This window comes from Larkinella bovis (genome assembly GCF_042655385.1).
GTDB classification, from domain to species: Bacteria; Bacteroidota; Bacteroidia; order Cytophagales; family Spirosomataceae; genus Larkinella; species Larkinella bovis.
Window position 1 is genome coordinate 42129 of the sequence record NZ_JBHSMA010000004.1, and the last position, 25554, is coordinate 67682.

A 25554-nucleotide genomic window follows, 5' to 3' on the forward strand; every position below is an offset into this window, starting at 1 on the left:
TTAGCGCAAAAGTACAGTAAACTTTCGAGGGCAATGTTAAGGAAATGTTAAGCAATTACCGCAATCGCTTCTAAAATCGTGCCATTTTGTACTTTACCGGGATTTATCTGACGCCTGGACCGTTCCGCACCCAAACCGCTCACTGTTTTCCGGCCAGTTGCCCGCAGGCGGCATCGATGTCTTTGCCCCGGCTTCGGCGGATATTCACCACGACGCCCCGGTCTTCCAGAAAACCGGCAAAATGGTCGAGCTTGTCTGCGTCAGTATTCCGGAAATCCGCTTCGGCAATCGGATTGTATTCAATGATATTGATTTTTGCCGGTACTTTTTTGGTAAACTGCCACAGTTCTTTCGCATCCTGCAGGCTGTCGTTGAAATTGTTGAAAACAATGTATTCGAACGTTACCCGCGTACCGGTTTTTTTGTAGAAATAGTTCAGTGCTTCGGCCAGCGCGGGCAGCGAATTGCTCTCGTTGATGGGCATAATCTGGTTCCGCTTGTCGTCGTTGGCGGCATGCAGCGACAGCGCCAGGTTGAATTTTACCTGATCATCGCCCAGTTTTTTGATCATCTTGGCAATCCCGGCGGTCGAAACCGTAATTCGTTTGGCGGCCATGCCCAGCCCGTTCGGCGACGTAATCCGCTCGACGGATTCCAGCATGTTGGCGTAGTTCAGCAGCGGTTCGCCCATCCCCATGTACACAATATTGGTCAGACCGGTGCCGTAGGTCTCACGCGCCTGCTGGTCGATGGCAACCACCTGATCGACCATTTCACTGGCTTCCAGGTTGCGTTTGCGGTCCATATAGCCCGTGGCGCAGAACTTGCAGGTCAGCGAACAACCCACCTGCGAGGAGATGCAGGCCGTCATCCGGTTGTCCGGTCCGTCGCTACGGTCGTCCTTGCGCAAAGCCGGAATCAGCACCCCTTCCACCAGGTTGCCGTCGAAAAGCCGAAAGGAGGATTTGATGGTGCCGTCGGCACTCTGCTGCTGTTTTGAGACAGCCAGCGTCCGCACTTCGAAGTGCTCCGCCAGCAATTGCCGCGTTTTGAGCGACAGGTTGGTCATCTCGTCAAACGTCCGTGCGGATCGCTTCCAGAGCCATTCCTGAATTTGTTTCGACCGGAACCCCTGTTCGCCGTGGCCGGTCAGCCAGGTTTTCAACTGGTCTTCGTTGAGTTTTCGTATGTCCTGCTTCGTGGTAATCATCCTTCTTTGTCGTCGCTTTCCACTCTTTTCCCATCCGGTTCATCCTTGGACCAGCTTCGCGAAAAATCTTCTTTCTGTTTGCGAATCCAGTTCGTTCCTACCGGAATCCAGCCGGATGTCACATCCATTACAATAGGGGCAATGGGTTTTACCACCGGATAGAGGTACGTTTCCTGCGTGTGTTTAACGGGCATTCGTATTCCCATCCAGGTTAACAACCAGAGCATTACACTAATTCCGAAAACCCAGGTAAAAATTCCGACGGCGGCTCCGGCCAGGCTATCGAACGTGCCCAGCAGCGTATATTTCAGCGATTGGCGCAGCGAAAAACCGATGCGATTGATCAGAAAAACCGTCGGAAAAAAAATAATGGAAAAGCCCAGCCACGGCAACAGCCGCCGGGCTACTTCCAGACTGATGTAGGGTGCCAGCAAGTCAATGCCAAAGCCCAGAAACTTAAAACCGACGATCATCGCGACGATAAACGCCACAATGGCCACAATTTCTACCAGCAAGCCCTTGCGGTAGCCGTTGTACGCGCCATACAGTAGCGTAATCAGAATAATAATGTCGAGAATTTTCAAGTTTGTAAAGAGATGGCTTGCCGGGCTGGACGGGTAGTCAAAAGGGCGAGACGGTTTTTAAATCATTGGAACCATTCGGCCATCCGAACCTTTAAGCCGTCAGCAAACTTTTTACCGTGGCAGAAATCGCTTTTCCGTCGGCTTGTCCGGCCAATTCTTTGGTGGCCACGCCCATCACCTTGCCCAGGTCCGACGGACCCGTGGCGCCCACGCGGGCGATGATGGCCTGGAGGGCGGTTTTCAGATCCTCTTCCGAGAGTTGTTTCGGCAGGTATTTTTCAATGACGGCAATTTCGGCCAGTTCGGCTTGCAGCAGGTCGTCACGGCCCTGGGTCCGGTAAATATCCGCCGAATCCTTCCGCTGTTTGACGGCTTTGGTCAGCAGTTTCAGTTCCTCTTCGGGTTTGAGGTCGCCCCCGGTGGCGCCGTCTTTGGTTTCTTCCAGCAGAATCAATGATTTAATGGCCCGCAACGCCCGCAACCGGTCCTGCTCCTTGGCTTTCATCGCTTCTTTAATATCCGTATCAATCTGTTGTTTCAGCGCCATACGTAAATGAGGAGTTATAAAGTAAGAGTTATGGGTGAAGAGTTACTTCACCCGGAACCAATAAAAGTTTGGCAAAGTTACGAAAACAGGACTGGCTTATTATAAACTCACCACTCATAACTCTTCATTCTTCACTCAAATATGACTCGTTTGAGCGTCAATATCAATAAAATTGCCACCCTGCGGAACGCGCGGGGCGGCAATAATCCGGATGTGGTCAAGGTAGCGCTCGACTGCGAGCGGTTCGGTGCGCAGGGCATTACGGTGCATCCCCGCCCCGACGAGCGGCATATTCGGTATCAGGACGTGCTGCAGCTGAAAGAAGTGGTGACCACCGAATTCAACATTGAAGGCAATCCCGACGAACGGTTTATTGAACTCGTCACGCGGGTTCGGCCCGAGCAGGTGACGCTGGTTCCCGACGCCGTCGATGCCATTACGTCCAACGCGGGATGGGATACCGTCAAACACCGGATGCACCTGACGAATCTGGTGAATCATTTTCAGCGTTTGGGTATTCGCGTCTCGATTTTTGTCGATGCCGACGACGCGATGGTGCGGGGTGCCAAAGAAACCGGTACCGACCGGATTGAATTGTATACCGAACCGTATGCCGCCCACTATGCCGAAAACCGGGAAGCTGCGATTGCGCCGTTTGTTCAGGCTGCGAAAGTCGCGCAGGAACTGGGGCTGGGCCTCAATGCCGGACACGATTTAAGTCTGGAAAACCTCCGGTATTTCCACCAGAACATCCCCGGTTTGCTGGAAGTCTCGATTGGTCACGCGCTGATCTGCGACGCCCTGTACTTCGGACTGGAAAACACGATTCAACTGTATCTAAAAGAATTAGAGTAGAATAGAGTAAAGAGATGAGACAAGGGAATAAAGACTTTGTCTCATCTCTCCTGTCTTACTTCTCAAATCTATTTCATGATTCAAACCATCGAAACGCCCCACGCTCCGCTTCCCGCCGGGCATTACGCCCAGGCCACCATCTGGAATGATCTTATTTTTGTTTCCGGCCAGTTGCCGATTGATCCCGTAACCAAAGAGAAACTCACCGGACCGATCGACGCGCAAACCCGCCAGGTTTTGGAGAACGTCAAAGCCATTCTGGAAGCCGCCGGAAGCGACCTGAACCACGTCCTGAAAACAACGGTTTACATTGCCGACATTGCGCTCTGGGATCGGGTCAACGCCATTTATGCCAATTTTTTCGGGGAACATAAACCCGCCCGCGCCGTAGTACCGACCCGGGAATTGCACTACGGTTTTCTGATTGAACTTGAAGCGGTGGCGATTCGAAAAGGGAGCCAATAAGCGAGCCCTGTCAGGCCGACAGGGCCAGGCTTAAAGCGAATAACTACCCCGGTATTGCCGTTTCACAAATTGATTGGCGTAGTCAAAGTTGGTAATTTTCATGTTGGCGCCGTCCCAGAAGAGCTTCTTCCGACCGGGGAAAGTGTAGCCGCCCCCCGTTTTGGGTTCCCGGTACAGGTAACTGCGCGTGGCCAGATTGCCCATCAACACGGTTTCGGTCAGCGGCCCGGCTTCGTCGAACGACGAGCTGGTATAGGCGCCATAACCTTGTTTGCAGGCCTTCACCCACTGCTGCTGATGGCCTTCCGTTTTGCCTTCGACCAGCGGTTTTTCGGGATCGGGCAGTTTTTTACCGTCAAACTTCTCTTCGGGAAACAAACGCGGGTTGTTGCCAAACAATTCGGCCACCAGAATGCCCTTGCTACCGATGAACATGATGCCCCCGTCGATGTTTGTAAAGACTTTCTCGTAGGGAATCCCTTCCGGGACCTGCGGGCGAATGCCGCCATCGTACCACGAAAATTTGATTTCCTTCACCTTCCGGTCGTCCGACGGAAACGTCAGGTGGATGGCCGACGAAGGCGGACAAACGTCGTCGTAGAAGGCTTCCTTGAAGAAGTCCGAATACACCGACCCCACGCTGCATTCGACGGAAGTTGGGTATTTCAGTTTCAACGCCCGGAACGGTACGTCCATGAAGTGGCAGCCCATATCGCCCAGCGCCCCCGTCCCAAAATCCCAGTAGCCCCGCCAGCGCGTCGGCATGTAGGCTTCGTGGTAGTTGCGGAGCGGGGCGGTGCCGAGCCACAAATCCCAGTCGACCTCCGGAGGCACCGGCTGCGACTCGCCTTTATCTTTCGGCGACCGGACGCCCTGCGGCCAAACCGGCCGGTTGGTCCAGCAATTGACGGTATGAACGTGCCCGATCAAGCCTTTCTGAATCCAGGTTTCCACTTTGCGCGTATCGTCACCGCTGCTGCCCTGGTTGCCCATTTGCGTCACCACCTTGTATTTCCGGGCGGCTTCGGTCAGCATCCGGGCTTCGTAAATGTCGTGTGTCAGCGGTTTTTCACAATAAACGTGCTTGCCCAGTTGCATGGCTGCCATCGCAATGGGGGCATGCATGTGGTCGGGCGTCGAGATGATCACCGCATCGAAGTTCTTCGCTTCCTTGTCGAATAGCTGACGGTAATCCTTGAAATACGGCGCACTGGCAAACTGCGCGCGGAATTTTTTCGCCTGCCGGTCGTCGACATCGCAGAGCGCGACCATGTTATCCGAGCCGTTGTTGTACGCCAGCCGAATGTTGACGTCGGCCTTACCACCGCAGCCGACGGCTGCGATATTGAGCTTGTCGCTGGGGGCAATAAAACCGGGTCCGCCCAGCACGTGCCGCGGGACAATCGTAAAACCGGCAGCCGCCAGCGCGCTGCCCTGCATAAATTTTCGGCGGGAAAGGGAAGCGGATTTCATGACACCAGTTCAGGGTTAAAGGAACACTGCCGTTTGCTTAAACACTAGCCTAGTTTTTGTCCGATTTTCATGGCCAGCCCCATATCGCCCTGAACCTTGATTTTACCAAACATAAAAGCCGTCATGGGATTCAGCTCCCCGGTTCCTAATTTTTGTAAATCGCTCAGTGACACCTTGATGGTACTGTCGGCCTCGGCGTCGTCGTTCGAAACAACAGGCGGGTTCTGCCGTCCGTCAATGTAAATTACCCCCTGATCCGTCGCCAGTTTGACGGTTGCACCCAGGTTGCTGTCGGCCCCAATCCGACGGCGAATCTCGTCGGTGAATTCCTGTAAATTCATGCGTGTGGTTCGTTGGTGATTCAAAATTGGACAATAACTGATAAAACTATAGGAATTAAGAGTAAAAGTAGGCAGAATACCGAAATAATTTAGTAAATTCCGACCCATTAATTAAATCCTGAACTAATTTGAATTCTCGGACAAATGGAGCGGCATGCCACGGCTTCGGTTTATTTAACGGTTTCCCTATTTTCCGCAATTCTGACAATTCTGTGTATATTTACCTCCACAATCTGTACAACCAAAAAAGTTGATATGTTCCCGACATATTCCCAGGTTGTTACCAGTGTTTCATCTTATCAGAAGATTTTCATAAATATAACTGATATACTTTATAAACAGGGCGTCGGAACTTTAGCGACGAGCTCGTTGAATGCAATGTCTGATAATTAATCTTTTCAGACTTTCTTAACCGTGTGCAGCATGCCAGCCGAAAAAACACTCCTCCGACAACTCAGGAACGCAGATCCAACTGCTTTTCGGCGCGTTTACGACCGCTATGTGCAACGGGTGTATCACTTTTCCCTGAGTTTTCTCAAGTCGCCGGAAACCGCTCAACAAATGGTACGCGATGTGTTCACCTACCTTTGGGAGCGACGGAGTACACTGGATGAAGATACTCCGCTCAATGTCTATTTATTCACCATGACCTACCGGCTCATGCTGACTACGTTTCGCGAACGGCACAGCCTGTGCCAGCCGCAGGAAATTCTGCAACGACTGACAACCCAGTCGGGAACCGATACGGAAGAAGAGGTTCTTTACCAGGAATTGGAACTGATTTACCAGCAGGCCGTCGCCCAGCTCCCCCCCCGTCGGCGCGAAATCTACCTGCTGAGCCGTCATGAAGGATATACATCCCAGCAAATCGCTGATCGCATGAATTTATCAATCCAAACGATCGACGATCATTTAGACCGCGCATACGATACTCTGGGCGCTTATTTTCAACAACATACGTATTAAAATTGTGAAAGAGCGACTGAGTGAAAGGCTCCGCAGAGGCTCAAAACTGGCCGCCCAGTTCCCTCTTTTATCGCACCGGCGACCCGGTCATTGAAATGGAGGAATTGCTGGAGAAATACGCCCGGAACGAATGCAGTCCCGAGGAGGAACAATGGGTGGTTGGCTGGCTGCAAAATCCGGATAACGAATCATACCTGCGCGGGTTGATGCGGAAACAATGGAATAATCCGGCCGTGTCCGTTGAGCCCCCCCCCGACTGGCAGCGCATGTGGGTGGGTATTACCCGGCAAACCAAAGACTTACCGACGGAACCCGATGTGCCTCTCTACCGGACCATCTGGCGGCAAATCGTGCGAATTGCGGTCTGGATCGGTTGTATTATTGCCCTCGGGCTGAGTATTCGTCTGCTCCGTCAGGCCCAATTGCCCGCCGATATCGTCTACCAGTCCGGTGCGGAGCAGTATATGCGGGTCGATTTGCCGGACCAGTCGACGGTTCTTCTCAATAAGAACTCCAGCGTGCGGATTTCGTCCGACTGGTCGGGACCCAACCGTAACATCTGGCTGGAGGGCGAGGCTGTGGTTATTGTCTCGAAACAACCCCTCGGCTTCCGGCTATTGATTCACTCAAACGCCCCGACCGACCGCGTTATCACCGAAACCCAACAGGCCCGGGTTTATGTTAACTACCAAAAACAGAAAAACCAGGTCGTCGTCGAGCAGGGGAAGGTCAACTTTACCGTTGATCATTCGGGGCTTCTGGGCGAAATGAGAAAATACCCCCTGCAACCGGGTGATATGGCCGAATACGACGAAAAATCGACCCAATTGATCCGGCGCCACGTTAATTCGTCCGCTTATACGGGCTGGGCAACGAACGAGGGAGGGATGAATAGGTAGGCCGTTCACCCCTTCTGTTTCTCATTCGTTTACCTCCTGCCTTACATCCCGGTCTGGGGTTCGATCACGGGCACTACCGTCAGCAGCCGCTGGGTCGTGCGCTCCTGAATGCCGGACGTCTTTACCTGAAAAGCTTTTTCAACCGTTTCGCTGCCGTTGGTAACCTGTAGTGTATAGGCTCCATCGGCCATCTGGCTCAGGTCAAACCGCTGCCGGTATGTGTCCGTGTGTTTGGGAAGGGTTTCGGCAAATAAAACCCGGTTATTCCCGTCGATCAGCCGAACGATGAGTTTACTTTTGGCATCGTTCTTCTGAATATTCATCCACAGTTTCAAGGGGTCGGCCGAAGGAAACGTAGCGACCAAAAACGCTTTGGTATCCAGCTTCACTTGGGCAAAAGAAGAAGTTCCGAGCAGAAGAAAAGCGCCTACTAGCAAGGCACGGGTCGTGCGCACAATCGTTTTCATGGTGTTTATTAGATTTGTTGTTCACTGTTCTAAATTCACCGAAAAGATGTTGCCCGACGGGCGGCAGCGCGGCCTGTTAGGAGCAGTGGCCGAAAAAAAGGATGAACGGTTCTGAACCGCCGGGGCCGTGGAATGCCACGTTCACGATTCCGTATAATTCAAATCTTTCCCGTACGTTTCGTCCAGCGTTGCCAGTGACCAGAAACTGATCACGAAACAAATCAGGCCCACGATGGCGGCCGAACCGATGACGCCAACGGAGGCCTTGAGGGTTTGAAAGAGAGGAATGGTCAGAAGCGTCGTTGCGCGAACGTTGTTGGCAATGGACGTAGTGGCCGTCGAGCGCAAATTGGTACCGAAATGTTCGGCGGAAACCGTTAAAAACAAGGCGATGTAGCCAATGGAAAAGCCCAGGCCCACGCAAACCGCGTAGAACAGCGAAACCGACGAAATGCCGGCAAACAGATAAAACAGTACAAAAACCAGGTTTAAGGTCATCAACGCTCCAATGGCGCGCCGACGCGACCGGAACCACTGGCTGAGCGGCCCGCTGACCAAATCACCAACCGCCATACCAATGTACGTAAACATCACGGCCCGGCCCGGCGCAATCGGTTCGGCCAGCCCGAATGCTTTGCCAAACTCATTGCTGAAGGTCGCCAGAATGCCGATCACAAAATAGGTCGGGACGGCCAGCCCCATGCACCGCAGGTAGGTTCCCAACCGCCTGGCGTTGGAAAACAATGACCAGAAATTCCCACGCTGAACGGCCTGCTCCCTGATTTTCAGAAACATTCCCGACTCGAAAACCGACACCCGGAGCAACAAGAGCATCAGACCCAGACCACCCCCAATAAAGTAGGTCGTCCGCCAGTCGAATAAAACGACGGTAAAATAGGCGACCACGGCCCCAAACAGGCCGACGCCCGCAATCAGCGAGGTGCCATATCCCCGGAGTTCTTTCGGCAAAATTTCGGAAACGAGCGTAATACCAGCCCCCAGTTCGCCGGCCAGCCCCAGTCCGGCCACAAACCGCAGCAGGGCGTAGGTGTTGGCGTCCTGCACAAAACCGCAGGCAATGTTGGCGAGCGAATAGGTAATGATGGAACCAAACAGGACCGAAAGCCGCCCGCGTTTATCGCCCAGAATGCCCCAGAGAATACCGCCCAGCAGCAAACCCGCCTGTTGCCAGTTCAAAACCGTCCCGCCAATCACCGACACCTGTTTATCATCCAGCCCCAGGTCTTTCAAACTCGGTACGCGCACGATGTTGAACAGGAGCAGATCATACACATCCACAAAGTAACCCAGTGCAGCAACGATAACGGGCAGCGTAAACAAGGGCCGGAAGGTTACGGGGGGCGAAGCAGTGGTCATAAAAAAGAGGAAGAAAACGGAGAAAAACGAAGGAGGAAAGGAAACTACGCGCTTCCTTTCCTCCCCTGTTCCTTACTCCTCCAGATAGTTCAAATCCTTCCCGTGCGTTTCGGGAATCGTCAGAATCGAATAAAAACCGATGGCAAAACTCAGGATCCCGACTGCAACCCCCGCATTGATCACATCGACCGACGGTTTCAGGTAGGTATACAGGCTCGTCATCAGGATCACCATCCCGCGTACCATGTTCGGCACTGTCGTTGCGGCCGTGGCCCGCAGGTTCGTACCGAACTGCTCGGCCCCGATGGTGACAAACATCGCCCAGTAACCAATCCCGAAGCCCATCACCAGAAAATACAGATACAGACCGGTGGCGGTTTGAGGAGCGATATAGATGTAGATCAGGCTGACAATCAGCGTAAAGCCCATCAGCAAGGCCACGGCCCGTTTGCGTGACTCCAGCCCCTGGCTGATCAGTCCGCTCGCCAAATCCCCGAAAGCCAAACCAATATAGCACCACATGATGGTCAGGCCCGGTTTAACGGGTTCGGTAATGCCAAATGCCTTGCCAAATTCGTCGCTGAACGTCGCCAGAATGCCGATCACAAACCAGGTGGGCAGTCCGATGCCGATGCATTTCATGTAGCGTGAAAACCGGCTGGCGTTGGTAAAAAAGGCAAAGAAATTCCCTTTCTGAACGTGTTTCTGTTCCGAAACTTCCTTGAACATGCCGGATTCGATGACCCCGACCCGGAGCAACAGCAGCCCAATACCCATGCCCCCACCGACCAGATACGCATTTTGCCAGTTGAACAACTCCACGGTAAAATAAGCCACAACGGCCCCGAACAGGCCAATCCCTGCCACCAGCGAGGTACCAATGGCCCGTAACTGTTTCGGCAAGACTTCGGAAACGAGCGTAATGCCCGCGCCCAGCTCACCGGCCAGCCCCACCCCGGCTACAAACCGCATCAGGGCGTAATAATCGACCGGGTCCATAAAAGTTACCTTGTCGATAAAACCGCAGGCGATATTAGCCACCGAATAGGTAATGATGGACCCGAACAGCACCGAAAGTCGGCCGCGTTTATCGCCGAGTACGCCCCAGAGAATACCACCGATGAGCAACCCGCCCATCTGCCAGTTGATGATGACTGCACCCACGCTGGAAATCTGTTCGCCGTTGAGCCCCAGGTCTTTCAGGCTCGGAACGCGCACAATACCAAAGAGTAATAAGTCGTAGATGTCTACGAAATAGCCCAAAGCGGCTACAATAACGGGAAGACCGAATAAGGATTTATAGGAATTTTTCGTCGGCGGAGGTACGGTAGACTGCATTCGTTTGGTAAAAGGATGTTAGGATAAAATAATAGATGGCAAGTTACCGATTTAGCCACATTTGACCAACTTATTAACCAAGGTAGTACCGATTATCCTCCGTTGTTTACCCTCACCGATTCGCCATGGGCCGATGGGACTCCGTTGGGAAAACCGTAACGGTTTTTCGTTATCAAACGGAAAAAGGACCGAAGCTCCGTGGGCTTCCTTCATTAAGGGGGCCAGTTCCTGTACGTTCTCCGGCTGCTTTGCAACCAGATTCGGGGCTTCCTTCGGGTCTTTCGCCAAGTCGTATAACCCGCTCAGTCACCTTACCGAACCACCTGTTTCCCAGCCTGTTCGTGGAAGTTCCAGGAGAGGGAATCGGGCTTTTTCTGCGAACCTTTGTCCGGCGGTGGCCAGTATCCAGACTTTCAGGAAGATCCGCGAAAAAACGAACCATTGCTGGACAACAAACAAGATGGCAATACCGGCCCAGCCACTGGTAACCAGCCAAGATTCGATCCAGAAATAAAGGCCGAAACCGGCCGCAGCCAGCCCGACCAGCAGCAGATATGAGCCAAACGCTGTTCGAAAATTGCGTACCACAAACCGCATGCCCTGCCAGAAAGCGGGGAAAGCCCGGTTTTCGTCCTGCCGGAATAACAGGATTTTGGCATAATCGCCCGCGCAAACCGCCAGCAGTGCCACCGTTCCAAACAGGAAAAAACAAATCAGGAGAACGCCAAAGACAGCCCGCTCATCCGATGTTTCGCTCAAGCTCAACCCTGCCAAAGCACCCAGACAGACAAATACAAAACCGGCCAATGCGATAAAACCGGCCACGCACAGGAACAACCTGAAAAACCGCCCGAAATACTGCACACTGGCGGCCAGAAAACGGCTGAGCCGAAACAGTTGCCGCTGGTCGGTTGTCGCGGATACCTGAAGCAATTGCCCGCCCGCAAAAAACAGGCTCAGCAACAGGTAAAAAACGCCAAGCCACAGGCCCACGCTCAGCAACGGGTTGACCGCCGACCCGTGGTTATGCATAAAATCGTTGTAAACCGTATAGTCGAACCCGTCGAGCAGTTTCAGATATTCCCGTGAAAAACCGGTTTCCCGCCGAAGAGTTGCGTACGTCGGCAACATGATCAGCAGTCCGATACAAAAGTTGATCCCATATAGCCAGACTACCATGCGCCAGGAGCGAAGAACTACCGAGAAAGCCCTAAAAATTAACATATTGCCTCAAGCGACTTGAAAAAGAAGACATCCATCCTTTAGCATTTCCCGTTACACCAGCCAGGCCAGCCACTGCATCCAGTTCTGCACCCAGAACATCAGCTTGGCCGCGTATTTAGCCGCCGGACTGGCGGGTGGCTGCACCGCGTAACTGTTGTTATTCAGGTTGATATCCGTGTAAATCTTCTGCTGCGGATCAACTTTTGCCCACTCCGCCCGCGTCGGATACGTAACGGTTAACCGATGGACGCGGGCCCGCCCATCCCAGTGCAGAAGCTGCTCTTTGCCGTCCTCGAAATGCACGAGCACTTCGACCGGCAATTGCGCGTCGCCCCGCCGGTAGACCGTAATGGTGGACTGGTATTGATGGCCCTGGGCGCGGCTGTGAACCGTGTGTAATTCGTAGTCACAGACCCGGCTGCCGTACAGTACCTGCTCGAAAAACCAGTTCATATCCGGGCCGTAGCGGTTGCCGAACCGTTTGGCGACGACCTCATTGACGATGGCGATAAAATCCTGACTGCTGGGATGTTTAAATTTCCAGCGTTGAAAATACGTCCGCATGATTTCGTCCATCACCGGCCGCCCCACCAGACCGTCGAGCGTCCGGAGCCAGGTGGCCGGTTTGAAATAGACGAGTTCGCCGTAATAATCGTCGGGCAGTTGCCAGACCGGGGCAAACGAAGGTTCAGCCGCCGGCAAATCCAGGTGGGCGTAATACGCGCGGGAAGCCTCCAGATTGCCCATCCGGTACCCGAACCAGTCGATAACCGACGATTTCAGGCCGTAGGTTTCGTCCATGATCCGGCCTTCGTAATACTGGTTGATGCCTTCGTCCATCCAGGCTTCCTCAAATTCGTTGGTTGCCAGCAACTGCATAAAGTACTGATGACCAAACTCATGAATTGTCACCTGCTCCGGAAACCGCATGCCCGCGGGCATGCCCCAGCTGGTGCCGGTGGTAATGAAGGTCGGGTATTCCATGCCCCCCGCCCCCAGCGCCCACACGGGCGGATCGACGATGGTGAGCGTGGTGAACGGATAGCGCCCGAGGTGTTTGTCAAAATAGGCCAGGGCGGTTTTGGCAGCCTCCAGATGGCGCTGCGCCTGGCTGGCGTGGGCGGGTTGCATCAGGGCGCGAATAGCGACGTGTCGCCAGCGATCGGTGAAAACCGCAAAGTCCGGCGAAGCGGTCCAGGCAAAATCGACCACATCGTCGGCCTGCCAGCGGAGGGTTTGCGTCCCATCCCGGTTTTTCCGCTCGCTTTTCAAGTGTCCCGTCGCGCCTAGTTGAAACGATGCGGGCGCGGTGATCGACACATCATACGTACCGAAATCGGCGTAGAATTCCGAATGCGCGTGAAACTGGTGGCAATTCCAGCGCCCGGTCGCGCCGGGCTGGGCGGGTTGGTAGCGGGTTCCCGGCGGTTCGTACACCCCGATTTTGGGGAACCACTGGGCCACCAGAAAAAAATCGCGGCTGTAGCCGGTGCGGGCAAAAATCCGGGGCAGTTTGGCCCGAAAAGCCATATCGAGGGTAATGCGCTGGCCGGGTCCCACGGGCTGGCTGAGCGGAATGCGAATCACCGTCCGATCGTCCGGATTGCCGTCATCGGGTTGGAAAAACCGGTAGTGAGCCGTCAGATCCTCGGCCTTGCGCGACGCGTCCGCCCGGCTTTTTATCGACAGAATATCAATCCAGCCGTAGGCTTCCTTATCGCTTTTATCGATGAACTCGCCCCGCAGCTGCCCGCCCGACTCGCGCATGAAGGTGGATCGCTCGTTGCGGAACGCATTGAGGTACAGGTGAAATTGCAGTTCCCGCACCACCTCGTTCGACGGATTTTTCCAGACCAGCGTTTCACTACCTTCCAGCCGTTTGCGCTCCGTATCCAGCCGAACAGCAATCTGATAGTTCGCAATCCGCGGGCTCAGCGGCACCGACTGCGCCGACGCGATCCGGGTAAACAGGAAAAGGCCAGGAAGCAGGAAGCGCCAGGCTCGCTTACTCATTTTTCCGAACCCGAATCGGTACGACGGCTTCGGTCTGATCCCAGGTCAGCAGCATGTCGGTTCCGTCCGATTGAGGGGCAAAACTAATGTAAAACTGTTCGGCGACGGCGCTGCGTTTTCGGGCGATGACCGGCACCCGCAGCACATCCTTCGTCGGATCGTAGCTCGTCCCCCACTGGCCGGTTTCGCGGTTAAAAATAACGATCCAGTTGCCCTCCGACGGAATGGTCCAGAGCGAATACTCGCCTTCGTCGAGCGGCTGGCCCGCGACGGTCACGTTCTGCTCGAGCGTGATAAGAGTGGCTTCGTTGGCCCCCGTCCGCCACACTTCGCCGTAGGGCACCAGGCCGCCGAAAATTTTACGTCCTTTTTTATAGGGTTGGCAGTATTCTACTTTTACCTGAACGCCATTCTGGTTAATTTCGGCAGTAGCCTCCGGACTGGCCGATTTGGTATACGACCGAAGGCCCCAAAAACCGACCAGCACCAGCACGGCCAGAATCCCGATGATCCATAAGATTTTTTTCATACATTAATCATTTTTACCTGGAAAGCTGGAAAGTTATAAAAATTTGCTTGGTTGCGGTTTCTCAGGTCGTGATAATTGGCAACCGATCCCGCGAGCGTTTTGAACGAATACGAACCGACCGGATGTCGGCACCAGCGCGTCAGGCATTCCGCACGAAATAACCCGATACCGATTGAAACCGAATAAATACCTGCTTTTTCTGCTGGCGACCGTCATGGGGTACGGATTGGTTGAATATTACCGCCCGAAACCCATCGACTGGAATCCTACGTATAGCAACAAGGACAAGATTCCGTTCGGAACCAAGGTGCTTTTTGACCTTTTACCCGACATTATGAATCACCATCCGGTGAAAAGCCTTCGTCTTCCCACTTATACCCATTTATCCGACAGCACCCTGCCGGTGCGCAGCAACTATATTTTCATTTGTCAAACCCTCCGGTTTAGTGACCCCGATCGGGAAAAACTGCTGAACTACGTGCAGCGGGGGAATACGGTTTTTCTGTCGGCCTACGAATTTCCGGATACGCTGACGCACCTGCTCGGTTTTCGGGCCGAACTGAAAGCGCCTACCCTGCGCGATACGACGCTCGGCATGAATTTTACGAATCCGGCGCTGAAAGCCGTGGCCGATTACCATTTCCGGCACGACGACGGACGGAATTTTCTCGTCACCACGAAAACCGCCCGTATGACGGTTCTGGGCCGGAACGCCCGCAACGAACCGATTTTCCTGAAAATCCGCTACGGCAAGGGGGATTTTTACATCCACAACCTGCCACTGGCACTGACCAACTTTTACGTGCTCGACTCGGCCACCGCCGATTATGGTTACAAAGCACTGTCGTACCTGCCTCCACAACCCACCTACTGGGATGAATACCAGAAACAGGGCCGGTTCGACGAAAACGAGCAATCACTGCTGCGCTACATTCTGACACAGCCCCCGCTGACCTGGGCTTATTACCTGACCGTTGTGAGCTTGCTGCTGTACCTTATTTTTGCCGGGAAACGCACCCAACGCGTCATTCCAGTGATAGAGCCGTTGCGGAACACCTCGCTGGAGTTTGTTAAAACCGTTGGGCAACTGTATTTCCAGCGGGCGGATCACGGCAACCTGACTCAGAAAAAAATTCAGTATTTTCTGGCCTACGTCCGCGACCAGTTTGGGCTCGACACCTCCAGACCGGATGAGGAATTCAAACGGGCGCTGGCCCGGAAAAGTGGCGTTTCCGAACCGGACGTGCAGGCACTGTTCCGGCAAATTGCCTTCAGCCAGCAACAGCTCATGAGCGAATACGACCTGCTCCGGCTGAATGAATTGATTGAAAATTTTTATACCACTGCGAAAGCCTAACTTCGATTTCCCACCATGTCTCCCTACGAAAACCGCCTGGACTTGACCGAACTGAAAACCGCCGTCGACGCAATCCGGGCCGAAATCGGCAAGGTGATCGTCGGGCAACAGCCAGCTATTGATCTGCTATTGACAGCCCTGCTGGCCGACGGCCACGTGCTGATCGAGGGCGTGCCGGGGGTAGCCAAAACCCTGATGGCGAAACTGCTGGCCAAAACCATCTCGGTCGATTTCAGCCGGATTCAGTTTACGCCCGACCTGATGCCGTCCGATGTGCTGGGCACGTCGATTTTTAACCCGAAAACCACGGATTTCGAATACCGCCGGGGGCCTATTTTTGCCAACATTGTTCTGATCGACGAAATCAACCGCGCCCCGGCCAAAACCCAGGCGGCTTTGTTCGAGGTCATGGAGGAGCGGCAGGTCACCAACGACGGCACCACGCACCTGCTGAACGACCCGTTTCTGGTGCTGGCCACGCAGAACCCCGTCGAACAGGAAGGCACTTACCGGCTGCCAGAAGCCCAACTCGACCGGTTTTTGTTCAAAGTGGTGGTCGGTTATCCGACGATTCCGGAAGAAATCAACATTCTCAAAGGGCACCACGAACGCCGAAACCTGACCGACGCCGTGGAAGCGGTGCAGTCGGCACTGACGGCGGGGCAATTGCAGGCGTTGCGGGCGCAGGTTCACCGGGTGCACATCGAAGACAAGTTGCTCGAATACATCGCCCAGATTGTGCAAAACACCCGGACAAATAAAGCATTGTTTCTGGGGGCTTCGCCCCGGGCCTCGGTGGCATTGCTGAACAGTTCGAAAGCCCTAGCAACGCTCCGGGGCCGCGATTTTGTCACCCCCGAAGATATCCAGGAGCTGGCGCCCCCGGTGTTGCGCCACCGCGTGCTGCTCACGCCCGAACGCGAGATGGAAGGCGGCACGGCGGATGAAGTCATCACGCAGGTCGTGCAGAAGATCGAAGTGCCGCGATGAAGATTTTCCGCGCGCTCTACGTCTCCGTCCGGGTCTGGCTGCTGCTGATCGGGTTCGTGCTGCTGTTTGTGACGGCTTACGTTTTTCCGGTGCTTTTTCCGCTGGTTAAGCTGGCGCTGGCGGTTTTTGTGGCCTTGTGTCTGGTGGATGGCGTTCTGCTGTTCCGAAATGCCAGCGAACGGGCGGCTTTTTTTGCCCGGCGCGAACTGCCCGACCGGCTGTCGAACGGCGACGAAAATCCGGTGACGATTTACCTGGAAAACCGCTATCCGTTTCGGACGCACCTGGAGATCATCGACGAAATCCCGTTCCAGTTCCAGAAACGGGATGTGCTGTTTACGGCCACGCTGAACGCCCACGAAACCCAAACGCTCCGCTACGAACTGCGGCCCACCAAACGCGGAGAATACCACTTCGGGGCGGTGAACGTGTACGCGATGACGGTTTTACGGCTCCTGAAACGACGGTACCAGTTTTCGCAGGACAAGCAGGTGGCGGTTTTTCCGTCCTACCTGCAAATGCGGCAGTACGAACTGCTGGCAATTTCCAATCGCTTGTCGGAAATTGGGATTAAAAAAGTCCGGCGGCTGGGGCACAGCATGGAATTTGAGCAGGTGCGGGCTTACAGCCGGGGCGACGACGTCCGGACGATCAACTGGAAAGCCACCGCCCGCCGGAGCGACCTGATGGTGAATGCGTTCCGGGACGAAAAATCGCAGGCCATTTACTGCCTCGTCGACAAGGGCCGCGTCATGAAGTCGCCCTTCGAAGGGCTCAGTCTGTTGGATTATGCCATCAATGCGTCGCTGGTGCTGAGCAACATCGCCCTGCTCAAGCAGGACCGCGCCGGACTGCTGACTTTCTCCGACCGGATGGGGCAACTGGTGGCCGCCGAGCGTCGGCCGGGGCATTTGCAGAAGATTCTGGAGGTGCTGTATCGGCAGAAAACCCGGTTTCTGGAGTCGGATTACGAAACCCTTTACACCACCATTCGGCAACACATCCGCCAGCGGAGTTTATTACTGCTTTTCACTAATTTTGAGACGGTTAACGCCCTGCACCGCCAATTGCCCTACCTGCGTCGGCTGGCCAGGGAACATTTGCTGATCGTCGTTTTCTTTGAAAACACCGAACTAAAAAGCTTGCTGAATAATCCGGCAACGACCACGGAGGAAGTGTACCAGAAAACCATTGCCGAGAAGTTTTATTACGAAAAAAAGCAGATCGTCAAAGAGTTACAACAATACGGCATTCAGGCCATGCTGACCGCTCCGCAGAACCTGACGGCCAACACCATCAATAAATACCTCGAACTGAAAGCCCGGGGCATGATTTAAAATCCCATGAAACGACTTCGCTGGTTGGGGCTTGGACTGGTTGTCCTGCTCGTTGTTCTTCTGGTCAACACGTTCCGGTTTTCGTCGAAACAACTGACGGATGTGCCGCCCCCTCCCGCCGTTTCGGTCGGCGATTCGGCCGTGATTCGTCTGGTAAAAGCCCTGCAATTGCGGACGGTTTCGTTCTCGAATTATGCGCTGACCGACACCACGCAGTTTGAGCAGTTTCTGAGCCTGTTACAGCAATCGTTTCCCCGCATTCACCGCCAGCTCAAACGAGAGACCTTTAACCGCTACGGTTTGCTCTACGAATGGGAAGGTAGCAATCCGGCCCTGAAACCGGTGTTGCTGATGGGCCATTACGACGTCGTTCCGGTGATTCAGGGCACGCAGAAACTCTGGAAACGCCCGCCCTTTGCCGGTTTGGTGGAAGGCGGTTTTCTGTATGGGCGCGGCACGCTGGACGATAAAAGCAGCGTGCTGGCCCAGCTTGAAGCCGTCGAATGGCTGCTCAAAACCGGTTTTCAGCCCCAGCGGACGATTCTGCTCGCCTACGGACAGGATGAAGAAGTGACCGGTTTTCGGGGGGCGCAAACCATCGCGGCCGAACTCGAACGACGGAAAATGTCGCTCGAATACGTGCTCGACGAAGGCGGGATTCTGAAAACCGACGGGATTCCCGGACTCAGCAAACCGGTGGCGCTGATCGGCATTGGAGAGAAAGGGTACGCCAGCATCGAACTGACGGCCGTGAGCAAAGGGGGGCATTCGTCGATGCCGCCCCGGCAAACCGCCATCGGGCTGGTGGCTGAAGCCGTGAGCAAGCTGGAAAAAAAACCGTTTCCGGCCCGGCTGGATGCGGGCCTGGACCAGATGTTTACCTACATCGGCCCCGAAATGCCGCTTGGCCAGCGGATTCTATTTGCCAATCGGTGGCTGTTTGCCCCGTTGATTACCCGGATCATGGCGCAGTCGAACTCGGGTAATGCCGCTCTCCGCACCACAACAGCGCCCACCATTTTTCAGGCCGGCGTGAAAGACAACGTGCTCCCGATTGATGCGACCGCGACCATCAACTTCCGGATTTTACCGGGCGAAACCGTCGAAACCGTGGTGGAACGGATCAAGGAAATCATTGACGATGAACGGATTCAGATTAAGGTCTTGCAGAAATTCGTTAGTCAGCCGTCGCCGGTTTCCGACCCGAAGGCGCTGGGGTTTGAGCGGATTCACCAGACCATCAAGGGCGTTTTTCCGGGTACCATCGTCACGCCCTATTTAACGCTGGGCGGCACCGACGCCCGGTTTTACGCCCGCGTTTGTCCGCAGATTTTCCGGTTTTCGCCCACCCCGATGACCGACGAAGATACCCAGCGCGTGCACGGCACCAACGAGCGCATCAGTCTGACAGATTACCAGAATATGATCCGGTTTTACGCCACCCTGATCCGAAACAGCCAATCGTAAGGACGTTGACCCGGTTTTTAGTTACAGAATAGGATAATAGGTTTATAGTTGGCAGAATTTGTATTTTTAGCTTCCTGTTATCCAACCTTTTACTCAGACCCGGTGTCTTTCAGGTATGGCCCTACGACTCCTCCTGACCCAACGAATTTCTGATGCACGAAGCAGCGTTTTGAATCGCTTCCTGGTTTGCGGTTTCATGCTTCTTTCCGGCACGTCTCTGGTTCGGGGCCAATCCTATTCCGTTCAGCAAGATCCGAACGGTTTTTACCAGATTCGGAAAACCGGAAACGCAATGGCCTCAACGGCCCGCAAGGCGCAGCAAGCCACCATTTCTATTACGGACGATTCGAAAAGACCAACCAATGCGGCTTTGCTGACAGTTTCGTTCAATGCCGAACTGAATTTGAACGCCATTACCTCATTCGTGCTGATCGTTAAAACTTCTCCCGAATTTCTGGATTTTGGGGAAACCGCCTTTATTTCAAGCAAGGCCATTGACAAAGCTTCCCGAACGATGCAAATCCCGGTGGGCGGTATGAAGGAAAATACCGACTATTATTTCACCCTCATCCATTTTAACGGCTGCGACGGGGAAGAGGTTGCTCAGGCTCATTACAGAACAGGAACGGCTCCGAAAAAAAACAAGAAAGTCCTGCTTGTACTGGATAATCAGTATGAAAACGATTCCGAAATCCAACGGGCTTTATCGATTTACAAAGCCGACGCAACCCGTTCTGACCCCACCCTTGTTTTCGAACAAACCTATCTTGCGGACAATCCGGCCGAAAAGGGGCAACTGTACGAGAAAATCAAGACCCGGTTTTACGATGTCGAAGTCCCGCTTCATTACTTGTTTTTTATCGGTCGGAATCCCCCTGCCAGTGTCCGATCCGATATGCTCGACCACAAAACCAATCAGCCAATTCCAGGACGGCAAAACTGGTTCTCCAGCCTGGGCGTATACGCAAAAATTCTGATCCAGGACTTTCCTTTCGATAGGCAGGAAAACCGGTTCATCAACAAACGCTACGATTGTCAACTGGCCGGAAAAGAAGCCCTACCCAACGACATTGCCCCCATTTTTTTCCAGTCTTCCATCACCGATATTTCCTACGGCGCTGTCGTACCAACCCGGCCGGAAGAAGGGAAAGCGTATATTCTGAGGTATTTTGAAAAGCTGCACCAGTTCAAAACTGGTAAATTGAAGTTTGACAAAAAAGTGCTACTGGCCGATACCTTTTACAATGATGGCTCCTATCCAAAAAAGATTGAGGAGTTGACCGGACGCTGGACCCATACTGACACGATCAATGTGCCTCAGAAATACGGCCCAAACTTCCACGGTTTTGACCCGGTCTGGAAAACGGATTACCTCAAAAAACTGGGGAGTAATTCGTACGAAATCGCGTATTATTCGGGTCATGGTGAACCAACAATGCATTATTATGGAATTAATCCGAACGAGATCAATAACCTTGAAAAGCTCAATACACTGCTTTTCGACTTTACTTCCTGCTCGGTCGGTAATGTTGATTTTCAGGATTATCTGGCAGGCACCTATCTTAATAAAGGCAATACCCTGTTTGTCAATTCCTATTCGACACCGATTTCCGTCGCTGTGATTGAAAATCAGTCACCGTTATTATACAAATTCAAACAAAAGGAAACGTTTCATGCGTTTGCCAATGGATCGTATATCAGCGATGCATACCGCCACGGTCATACCGCCGACATCGTCCAATATCTGTTAGGCGACCCGCTCCTGCTCCTCGATCCTCCCCTGTGTAACAATGACCAACCGCTAACGATTTCGGCCAGCGGCCCGACCGAGCTTTGCCCCGGCGATACGGTTACGCTCAAACTACCGCCAGGCTTCACCGATTACCGCTGGTTTCGCAATGAGCAGGCAGTAAGCGGAGCAACGGGTACTACGCTGGCTATCATGCAGGGCGGTTTGTATACGGCCAAAGCCAAACTATGTGGACAGGACGTGAGCAGCGAGCAGGGCGTTACCGTCACGGTAAAACCGGGTCCCGAAACGCCGGTGCTGACGGTCGAGACGTTCCCGGACCGGTACCGGCTGCGCGTGACACCAGCCGGCGCGTTCGATCCTACGTTTAGCTGGTATCTCAACGGCGAACGCTGGCAGGAAACCACGCAGGACACGATCCGTGCCTTCTCCCTGGCCGATTATTCCGTGAAGGTATTCAGGAACGGGTGCTCGATGCTGTCAAAACCGGTTTCGGTCCGGATTGAGCGGCCGGTATTGGCCCTAACCGGCCCCGTGCCCCTCTGCGCGGGCGACAGCGTCACGTTGAAAGCGCCCGACAACTTCAGTTCCTACACCTGGCTGACGAAAGACGGTCCATCGGTGACCACCACCAGCAACATCCGGGTCTACAAGCAAAGTGCGTCCGTCGCCGTGATTCCCAAACGGGGCAATCTGGAGGGCCCGACGTCAGACTATGTTACCATGACCTTCACCCCTAAACCGCCCAAGCCAACCATTACCCTGGAAAGCAACGGTTTTCGGTCGAGCAGCCTGACCGGCAACCAATGGTACCGGAACGGCCAGCCGCTGCCGGACTCGACCCGCCAGGTGCTGCGCAACCCGGGTGCCGGAACGTATTCCGTCCGCGTCACGGCACAAAGTGGCTGTTACAACGACTCTGACCCGATGATACTGACGGCCAACGAGCCGGTTTTGGGGTCCCTCAACGTGTACCCCAATCCCGGCAAAGGCACCTTCTGGGTCGAATGGCCCGCCGGTTTCCGCTCGGGTACGCTCGATGTGCTGGATAATCTGGGCCGCAAAGTCTACAGCCAGTTTTACGGTAGCCCTCCACCCGAACCAGTGCCGGTTTCGTTGAAAACCGCCCCCGGTTTGTATTTACTACGGCTATCCAACAACGGGCAATCGCAAACTCTAAAAGTCCTGATCGAATACTAAAACCGGCCCTGCAACGCGCAGTCTGCGGTTTAATCGTTTACTGAAACCCAAAAAACAGCGGAAATAAAAAGGTAACAATGGCGGTCCAGAGGCTGTAAATCGGCAGGAACAGCGACATGGTGCTGCCCACCAGCGAAAGGCTGGATTTGCCCGACACGGCCCCCATGAGCCGTACGCCGATCACTACCAGATGACTGAGCATCAATACATTCGCCCCCAGAACCGCGGCCCGGTTGGGCGTAATGCCCCATTCCGCAATCCGGAATAGAACGGCCGACAGGGCAATGCCATTCACCAGTAAGGTCACCAGCGAGAGCAGGAACAGAATAAGAAGCTGGGTGCGGTTTTTGCTGGTCGGTGTGCCCTCGGCGACCGAGAAGAAAATCAGGGCCATGACACCGATCAACAGCACGTTGAACAGCAGGAGAAACTCCCGGTCCTGATAGGGGTTTTTGCCCGAGAAAAGCATCGCTGCCAGGTAAATCACCAGCATGACCAGCGCCACCGGACTGAATAAATTGGCGATGACCGGAGAGACCTTGTTGACTAAGGTGGGCTGGGCCTGGGTCAGAAAGGTGCCGACGATGGGCACGGCGGCCAAACCGCATACGACGACGTTCTCGAAGTAAAACTGTTGGATGTGCAGGCCGATCAGTTCGAATAACCCGATGGTGATGGCCGTCGTCAGCCCGCCCGCGATCAGCAGCAGCGCCGTCATCACCGCCAGTTCCCCGTTATACCGCAGAAAGCCCAGCCAGTTGACCCCGGTTTTCAGCTTTCCTCCGCCAAATGTGAAACCCAGCAACGACCACAGCCACAGGGGCAGGTGAATACAGGACAAAACCAGGGTATCGCCGGGTTTGGTCTGGGGAAGCGCGTTGATAAACAAAATTGCGGCCAGCGTGAGCCCCGCCAGCCAGGCACCGGTTTTCCGGGAAATTTTGTTTTTCCATGCGAAATAGGCGATTAGCAGGGGGAAAACGATGAAGCCCCCATTCCGGACATAAAAAAACTCTTTATCCAGCGACAGCAAGTCCGGGAGCCTCGCCAGCAGAGCCGCCAGCAGGGAAGCGCTTACCACAAATAGCCGGTCACTGGGCGTGCCCCACAACGAATCTTCCTGGCTGTAGTTCAGTCGCTGGTACCAGCCTTCAGCCAGCGGGTCGCCTTTCAGCTGGGGATACAGGGCGTTAAAAGCGGTTTTGAACGTCGGCCTGTTGCCCCGGTACAGCTTTTCCAGCTCCCGGGGATCCCCCATGTGTAATAGGATGTCTTGATGCATAAAAAAGCGGACGAAAACATTTACATAAAGTACTTTGTATTTCAAAGTTAATAATTGTTTTTATTGGGCAATGGGTTACCGTCAAAATTTTTTACGGGTGATCTGGGAGGGCTTTGATGACTCCCTGAAAGATCACTACGAGTACGTACGGGATGGGGTCAAAAATTACTAAAAGCCGCCTATTTTCCCTGCGAAACCGCAGCCAGCTGCTTCCCTTCCAAAACCGGGCGGTTGTCTTTGGAGTTGGTCAAAACCGCCAGACTTTTCTGGAATTCCAGTTTCAGCTCATCACCCGAAAACCGGCAGATGACGTTTTCGTAATGGGCCGTTTCGATAAACCGCCACGTCATTGTGAACGTATTTTCGTCGCTCCAGGCCCCGCTGGCGGCAATTTTGGTACGGGTTTCTTTCGGCACCGAGGTTGGCACAAGTTTGAGGGGCGCCGTCGACAAATCGGTATCGCCCTGCTTCCAGCTGCCCAAACCGCAGACCACGCGGTGTTCACCCTGATCGTCCTGCAAGGTGCAGACGCAGGAGCCGTTCTGGAACGCCAGCAACACCTTCTTAATGTTCAGGGCATTATCGGCAATTTGATACGGTTTTCCGCTCACCTTCGCAACGGTGGGCGACATAGCTCGTCCGGTTGGGAGTGGCAAGGCCAAAGCGGCCAATTTCTGTTTCAAGGGCACCGGCGCTTTGGCCGCAACGCCCTCCGGCTGAATGGCCGGTAAAATATGGTTCCAGACCTCGTCCAGAATCCCCTGCATGTTGCCGGTTTCGCTGGTAATCGCAATCACTGTATCTTTTTCGGGCAGAACAATGCAGAACTGGCCGTAAGCGCCATCGCCCCGGAACGCTCCGTTGCGGCAGCGCCAGAACTGGTAGCCGTAGCCCTGCAACCAGTCGTTCTCCTCCTTCGGGCGCGATCCGCCTTTCGATTGAATTTGGAACTTCGTCGCGTCGGCAATCCAGGCGGCTGGCAATAACGGTTTGCCATTCCACATCCCTTTCTGGAGGTATAACTGACCGAATTTGGCAATGTCCTCCGTCCGCACGCGCAGCCCCCAGCCGCCGGTATCGATGCCCTTCGGGTCGGTTTCCCAGTCGGCCCCCTCGATGCCCAGCGGATCGAAGAGCCGGGGTTTCAGGTAATCCAGCACGGTTTGTCCGGTGAGTTTCTGCACAATCGCCGACAGCATGTACGTTGCCCCGCTGTTATAGACGAAGAATGTCCCGGGTTCGTGCTCGACCGGCAGCGCCAGAAACGCCTTCACCCAGTTGCCGTCCGGATCGTTCCGCAGCGAGGGCGTCGAATCCTTGTCGTGACCGGTCGACATCGTGAGCAAATCCTTCACCCGCATGGCGGCCAGAGTTGGGCTAATCGTGGCGGGCACCTCGTTCGGAAAAAACGAAACCACCTTGTCCTCCACAGTCAACCGCTTTTCGGCGACGGCCAGGCCAATGGCCGAGGACGTAAAGCTCTTGCTGAGCGAATACAGCGTGTGTTTCAGCGCGGGCGCGTAGGGAGCCCACCAGCCCTCGGCCACGACCATGCCGCGCCGAACCACCATCAAACTGTGCAGATTGAGGTTAGCGGTTTCGACGGCATTGACAAAATCCAGTAAACCGACCGACGAAATCCCCTGCGCTTCGGGCAGGCTACGGGGTAACTGGAACGAACGAAGCGGAGCCGCCGGCAAGGTGGCTGGCAGCGCACTTACCAGGCCAACACCGGCCACACCCAGCCCCAGCTGGTAAAGAAAATTTCGGCGATTCAGGGTCATGTTCGTAGGAAGAATAGGATTTTCTCAAGCGTTTCTGCCAAAATACGGAGAAAATAGCAATCTTTAGATTTCGGTTCCCTATTTACTCACTAAACCCAT

At 54.3% G+C, this 25554-nt stretch carries 22 protein-coding genes; 9 read left to right on the forward strand and 13 right to left on the reverse strand.

Translation table 11 applies throughout. From position 1 onward, the window contains the following. Window positions 1-139 precede the first annotated feature (139 nt). The 3 genes from rlmN to ACFPMF_RS14035 form a co-directional block, all read right to left on the reverse strand. The gene (rlmN, locus tag ACFPMF_RS14025) at window positions 140-1210 is read right to left on the reverse strand and encodes a dual-specificity RNA methyltransferase RlmN (protein WP_379845994.1); all 1071 of its coding nucleotides are present in this window, start codon (window positions 1208-1210) and stop codon (window positions 140-142) included. Beyond that, window positions 1207-1794, reverse strand: a complete 588-nt coding sequence (locus tag ACFPMF_RS14030; RefSeq protein ID WP_379845997.1) for a CvpA family protein — start codon at window positions 1792-1794, stop codon at window positions 1207-1209. Before ACFPMF_RS14030 ends, rlmN begins: the two co-directional genes overlap by 4 nt. Window positions 1795-1885: 91 nt before the next feature. Further along, a complete protein-coding gene (locus tag ACFPMF_RS14035) occupies window positions 1886-2341 on the reverse strand; it encodes a GatB/YqeY domain-containing protein (protein WP_379845999.1) in 456 nt (151 codons plus the stop codon). Between the two features lie 141 nt (window positions 2342-2482). On the opposite strand from ACFPMF_RS14035, the gene ACFPMF_RS14040 reads away from it, so the two are divergent. Together ACFPMF_RS14040 and ACFPMF_RS14045 are read left to right on the forward strand one after the other, a co-directional pair. After that, window positions 2483-3196 carry a pyridoxine 5'-phosphate synthase gene (locus ACFPMF_RS14040; RefSeq protein WP_379846002.1) on the forward strand — a complete coding sequence of 238 codons (714 nt, stop codon included), beginning with the start codon at window positions 2483-2485 and terminating at the stop codon, window positions 3194-3196. A gap of 75 nt (window positions 3197-3271) precedes the next feature. Beyond that, on the forward strand, window positions 3272-3661 hold the full coding sequence (locus ACFPMF_RS14045) for a RidA family protein (RefSeq protein WP_379846005.1): 390 nt from the start codon (window positions 3272-3274) through the stop codon (window positions 3659-3661). A gap of 30 nt (window positions 3662-3691) precedes the next feature. Here the strand turns inward: ACFPMF_RS14045 and ACFPMF_RS14050 are convergent, their stop codons facing one another. Continuing rightward, window positions 3692-5134, reverse strand: a complete 1443-nt coding sequence (locus ACFPMF_RS14050; RefSeq protein WP_379846008.1) for a Gfo/Idh/MocA family oxidoreductase — start codon at window positions 5132-5134, stop codon at window positions 3692-3694. A 44-nt stretch (window positions 5135-5178) separates the two neighbouring features. Further along, complete coding sequence (locus ACFPMF_RS14055) at window positions 5179-5475, reverse strand: SCP2 sterol-binding domain-containing protein (RefSeq protein ID WP_379846010.1); 297 nt, start codon at window positions 5473-5475, stop codon at window positions 5179-5181. 423 nt (window positions 5476-5898) lie between these two features. Here ACFPMF_RS14055 and ACFPMF_RS14060 point away from each other — a divergent pair, with 423 nt between their 5' ends. Beyond that, window positions 5899-6441, forward strand: coding sequence for an RNA polymerase sigma-70 factor (locus tag ACFPMF_RS14060; RefSeq protein WP_379846012.1), 543 nt, complete (start codon window positions 5899-5901; stop codon window positions 6439-6441). A gap of 20 nt (window positions 6442-6461) precedes the next feature. Further along, window positions 6462-7340 carry a FecR family protein gene (locus tag ACFPMF_RS14065; protein WP_379846014.1) on the forward strand — a complete coding sequence of 293 codons (879 nt, stop codon included), beginning with the start codon at window positions 6462-6464 and terminating at the stop codon, window positions 7338-7340. 41 nt (window positions 7341-7381) lie between these two features. Here ACFPMF_RS14065 and ACFPMF_RS14070 read toward each other — a convergent pair whose 3' ends face one another. From ACFPMF_RS14070 to ACFPMF_RS14095, 6 genes are all read right to left on the reverse strand, one after another. Then, the gene (locus ACFPMF_RS14070) at window positions 7382-7807 is read right to left on the reverse strand and encodes a hypothetical protein (RefSeq protein ID WP_379846016.1); all 426 of its coding nucleotides are present in this window, start codon (window positions 7805-7807) and stop codon (window positions 7382-7384) included. A 141-nt stretch (window positions 7808-7948) separates the two neighbouring features. Further along, window positions 7949-9184, reverse strand: coding sequence for an MFS transporter (locus tag ACFPMF_RS14075; RefSeq protein WP_379846018.1), 1236 nt, complete (start codon window positions 9182-9184; stop codon window positions 7949-7951). A gap of 72 nt (window positions 9185-9256) precedes the next feature. Further along, a complete protein-coding gene (locus ACFPMF_RS14080; protein ID WP_379846020.1) occupies window positions 9257-10522 on the reverse strand; it encodes an MFS transporter in 1266 nt (421 codons plus the stop codon). Between the two features lie 306 nt (window positions 10523-10828). Beyond that, window positions 10829-11701, reverse strand: coding sequence for a hypothetical protein (locus ACFPMF_RS14085; RefSeq protein WP_379846022.1), 873 nt, complete (start codon window positions 11699-11701; stop codon window positions 10829-10831). 96 nt (window positions 11702-11797) lie between these two features. Then, window positions 11798-13759, reverse strand: a complete 1962-nt coding sequence (locus ACFPMF_RS14090) for a M1 family metallopeptidase (RefSeq protein WP_379846024.1) — start codon at window positions 13757-13759, stop codon at window positions 11798-11800. After that, window positions 13752-14288 carry a DUF2911 domain-containing protein gene (locus tag ACFPMF_RS14095; protein ID WP_379846026.1) on the reverse strand — a complete coding sequence of 179 codons (537 nt, stop codon included), beginning with the start codon at window positions 14286-14288 and terminating at the stop codon, window positions 13752-13754. The genes ACFPMF_RS14090 and ACFPMF_RS14095 overlap by 8 nt, the downstream gene beginning before the upstream one ends. A gap of 172 nt (window positions 14289-14460) precedes the next feature. On the opposite strand from ACFPMF_RS14095, the gene ACFPMF_RS14100 reads away from it, so the two are divergent. From ACFPMF_RS14100 to ACFPMF_RS14120, 5 genes are all read left to right on the forward strand, one after another. Next, the gene (locus ACFPMF_RS14100; protein WP_379846028.1) at window positions 14461-15645 is read left to right on the forward strand and encodes a DUF4350 domain-containing protein; all 1185 of its coding nucleotides are present in this window, start codon (window positions 14461-14463) and stop codon (window positions 15643-15645) included. Window positions 15646-15660: 15 nt separating this feature from the next. Further along, window positions 15661-16635 carry an AAA family ATPase gene (locus ACFPMF_RS14105; RefSeq protein ID WP_379846030.1) on the forward strand — a complete coding sequence of 325 codons (975 nt, stop codon included), beginning with the start codon at window positions 15661-15663 and terminating at the stop codon, window positions 16633-16635. Continuing rightward, on the forward strand, window positions 16632-17972 hold the full coding sequence (locus ACFPMF_RS14110; protein WP_379846032.1) for a DUF58 domain-containing protein: 1341 nt from the start codon (window positions 16632-16634) through the stop codon (window positions 17970-17972). Before ACFPMF_RS14105 ends, ACFPMF_RS14110 begins: the two co-directional genes overlap by 4 nt. Window positions 17973-17978: 6 nt before the next feature. Then, the gene (locus ACFPMF_RS14115) at window positions 17979-19439 is read left to right on the forward strand and encodes a M20 family peptidase (protein ID WP_379846034.1); all 1461 of its coding nucleotides are present in this window, start codon (window positions 17979-17981) and stop codon (window positions 19437-19439) included. A 115-nt stretch (window positions 19440-19554) separates the two neighbouring features. Then, window positions 19555-22389, forward strand: a complete 2835-nt coding sequence (locus tag ACFPMF_RS14120; protein ID WP_379846036.1) for a T9SS type A sorting domain-containing protein — start codon at window positions 19555-19557, stop codon at window positions 22387-22389. Window positions 22390-22426: 37 nt separating this feature from the next. On the opposite strand, the gene ACFPMF_RS14125 is transcribed toward ACFPMF_RS14120, so the two are convergent. After that, window positions 22427-23671: a hypothetical protein gene (locus ACFPMF_RS14125; RefSeq protein ID WP_379846038.1), complete on the reverse strand. Its 1245-nt coding sequence runs from the start codon at window positions 23669-23671 to the stop codon at window positions 22427-22429. A 179-nt stretch (window positions 23672-23850) separates the two neighbouring features. Further along, entirely contained in the window at window positions 23851-25455 is a 1605-nt protein-coding gene (locus ACFPMF_RS14130; protein WP_379846041.1) for a serine hydrolase domain-containing protein, read from the reverse strand. Window positions 25456-25554 lie beyond the last annotated feature (99 nt).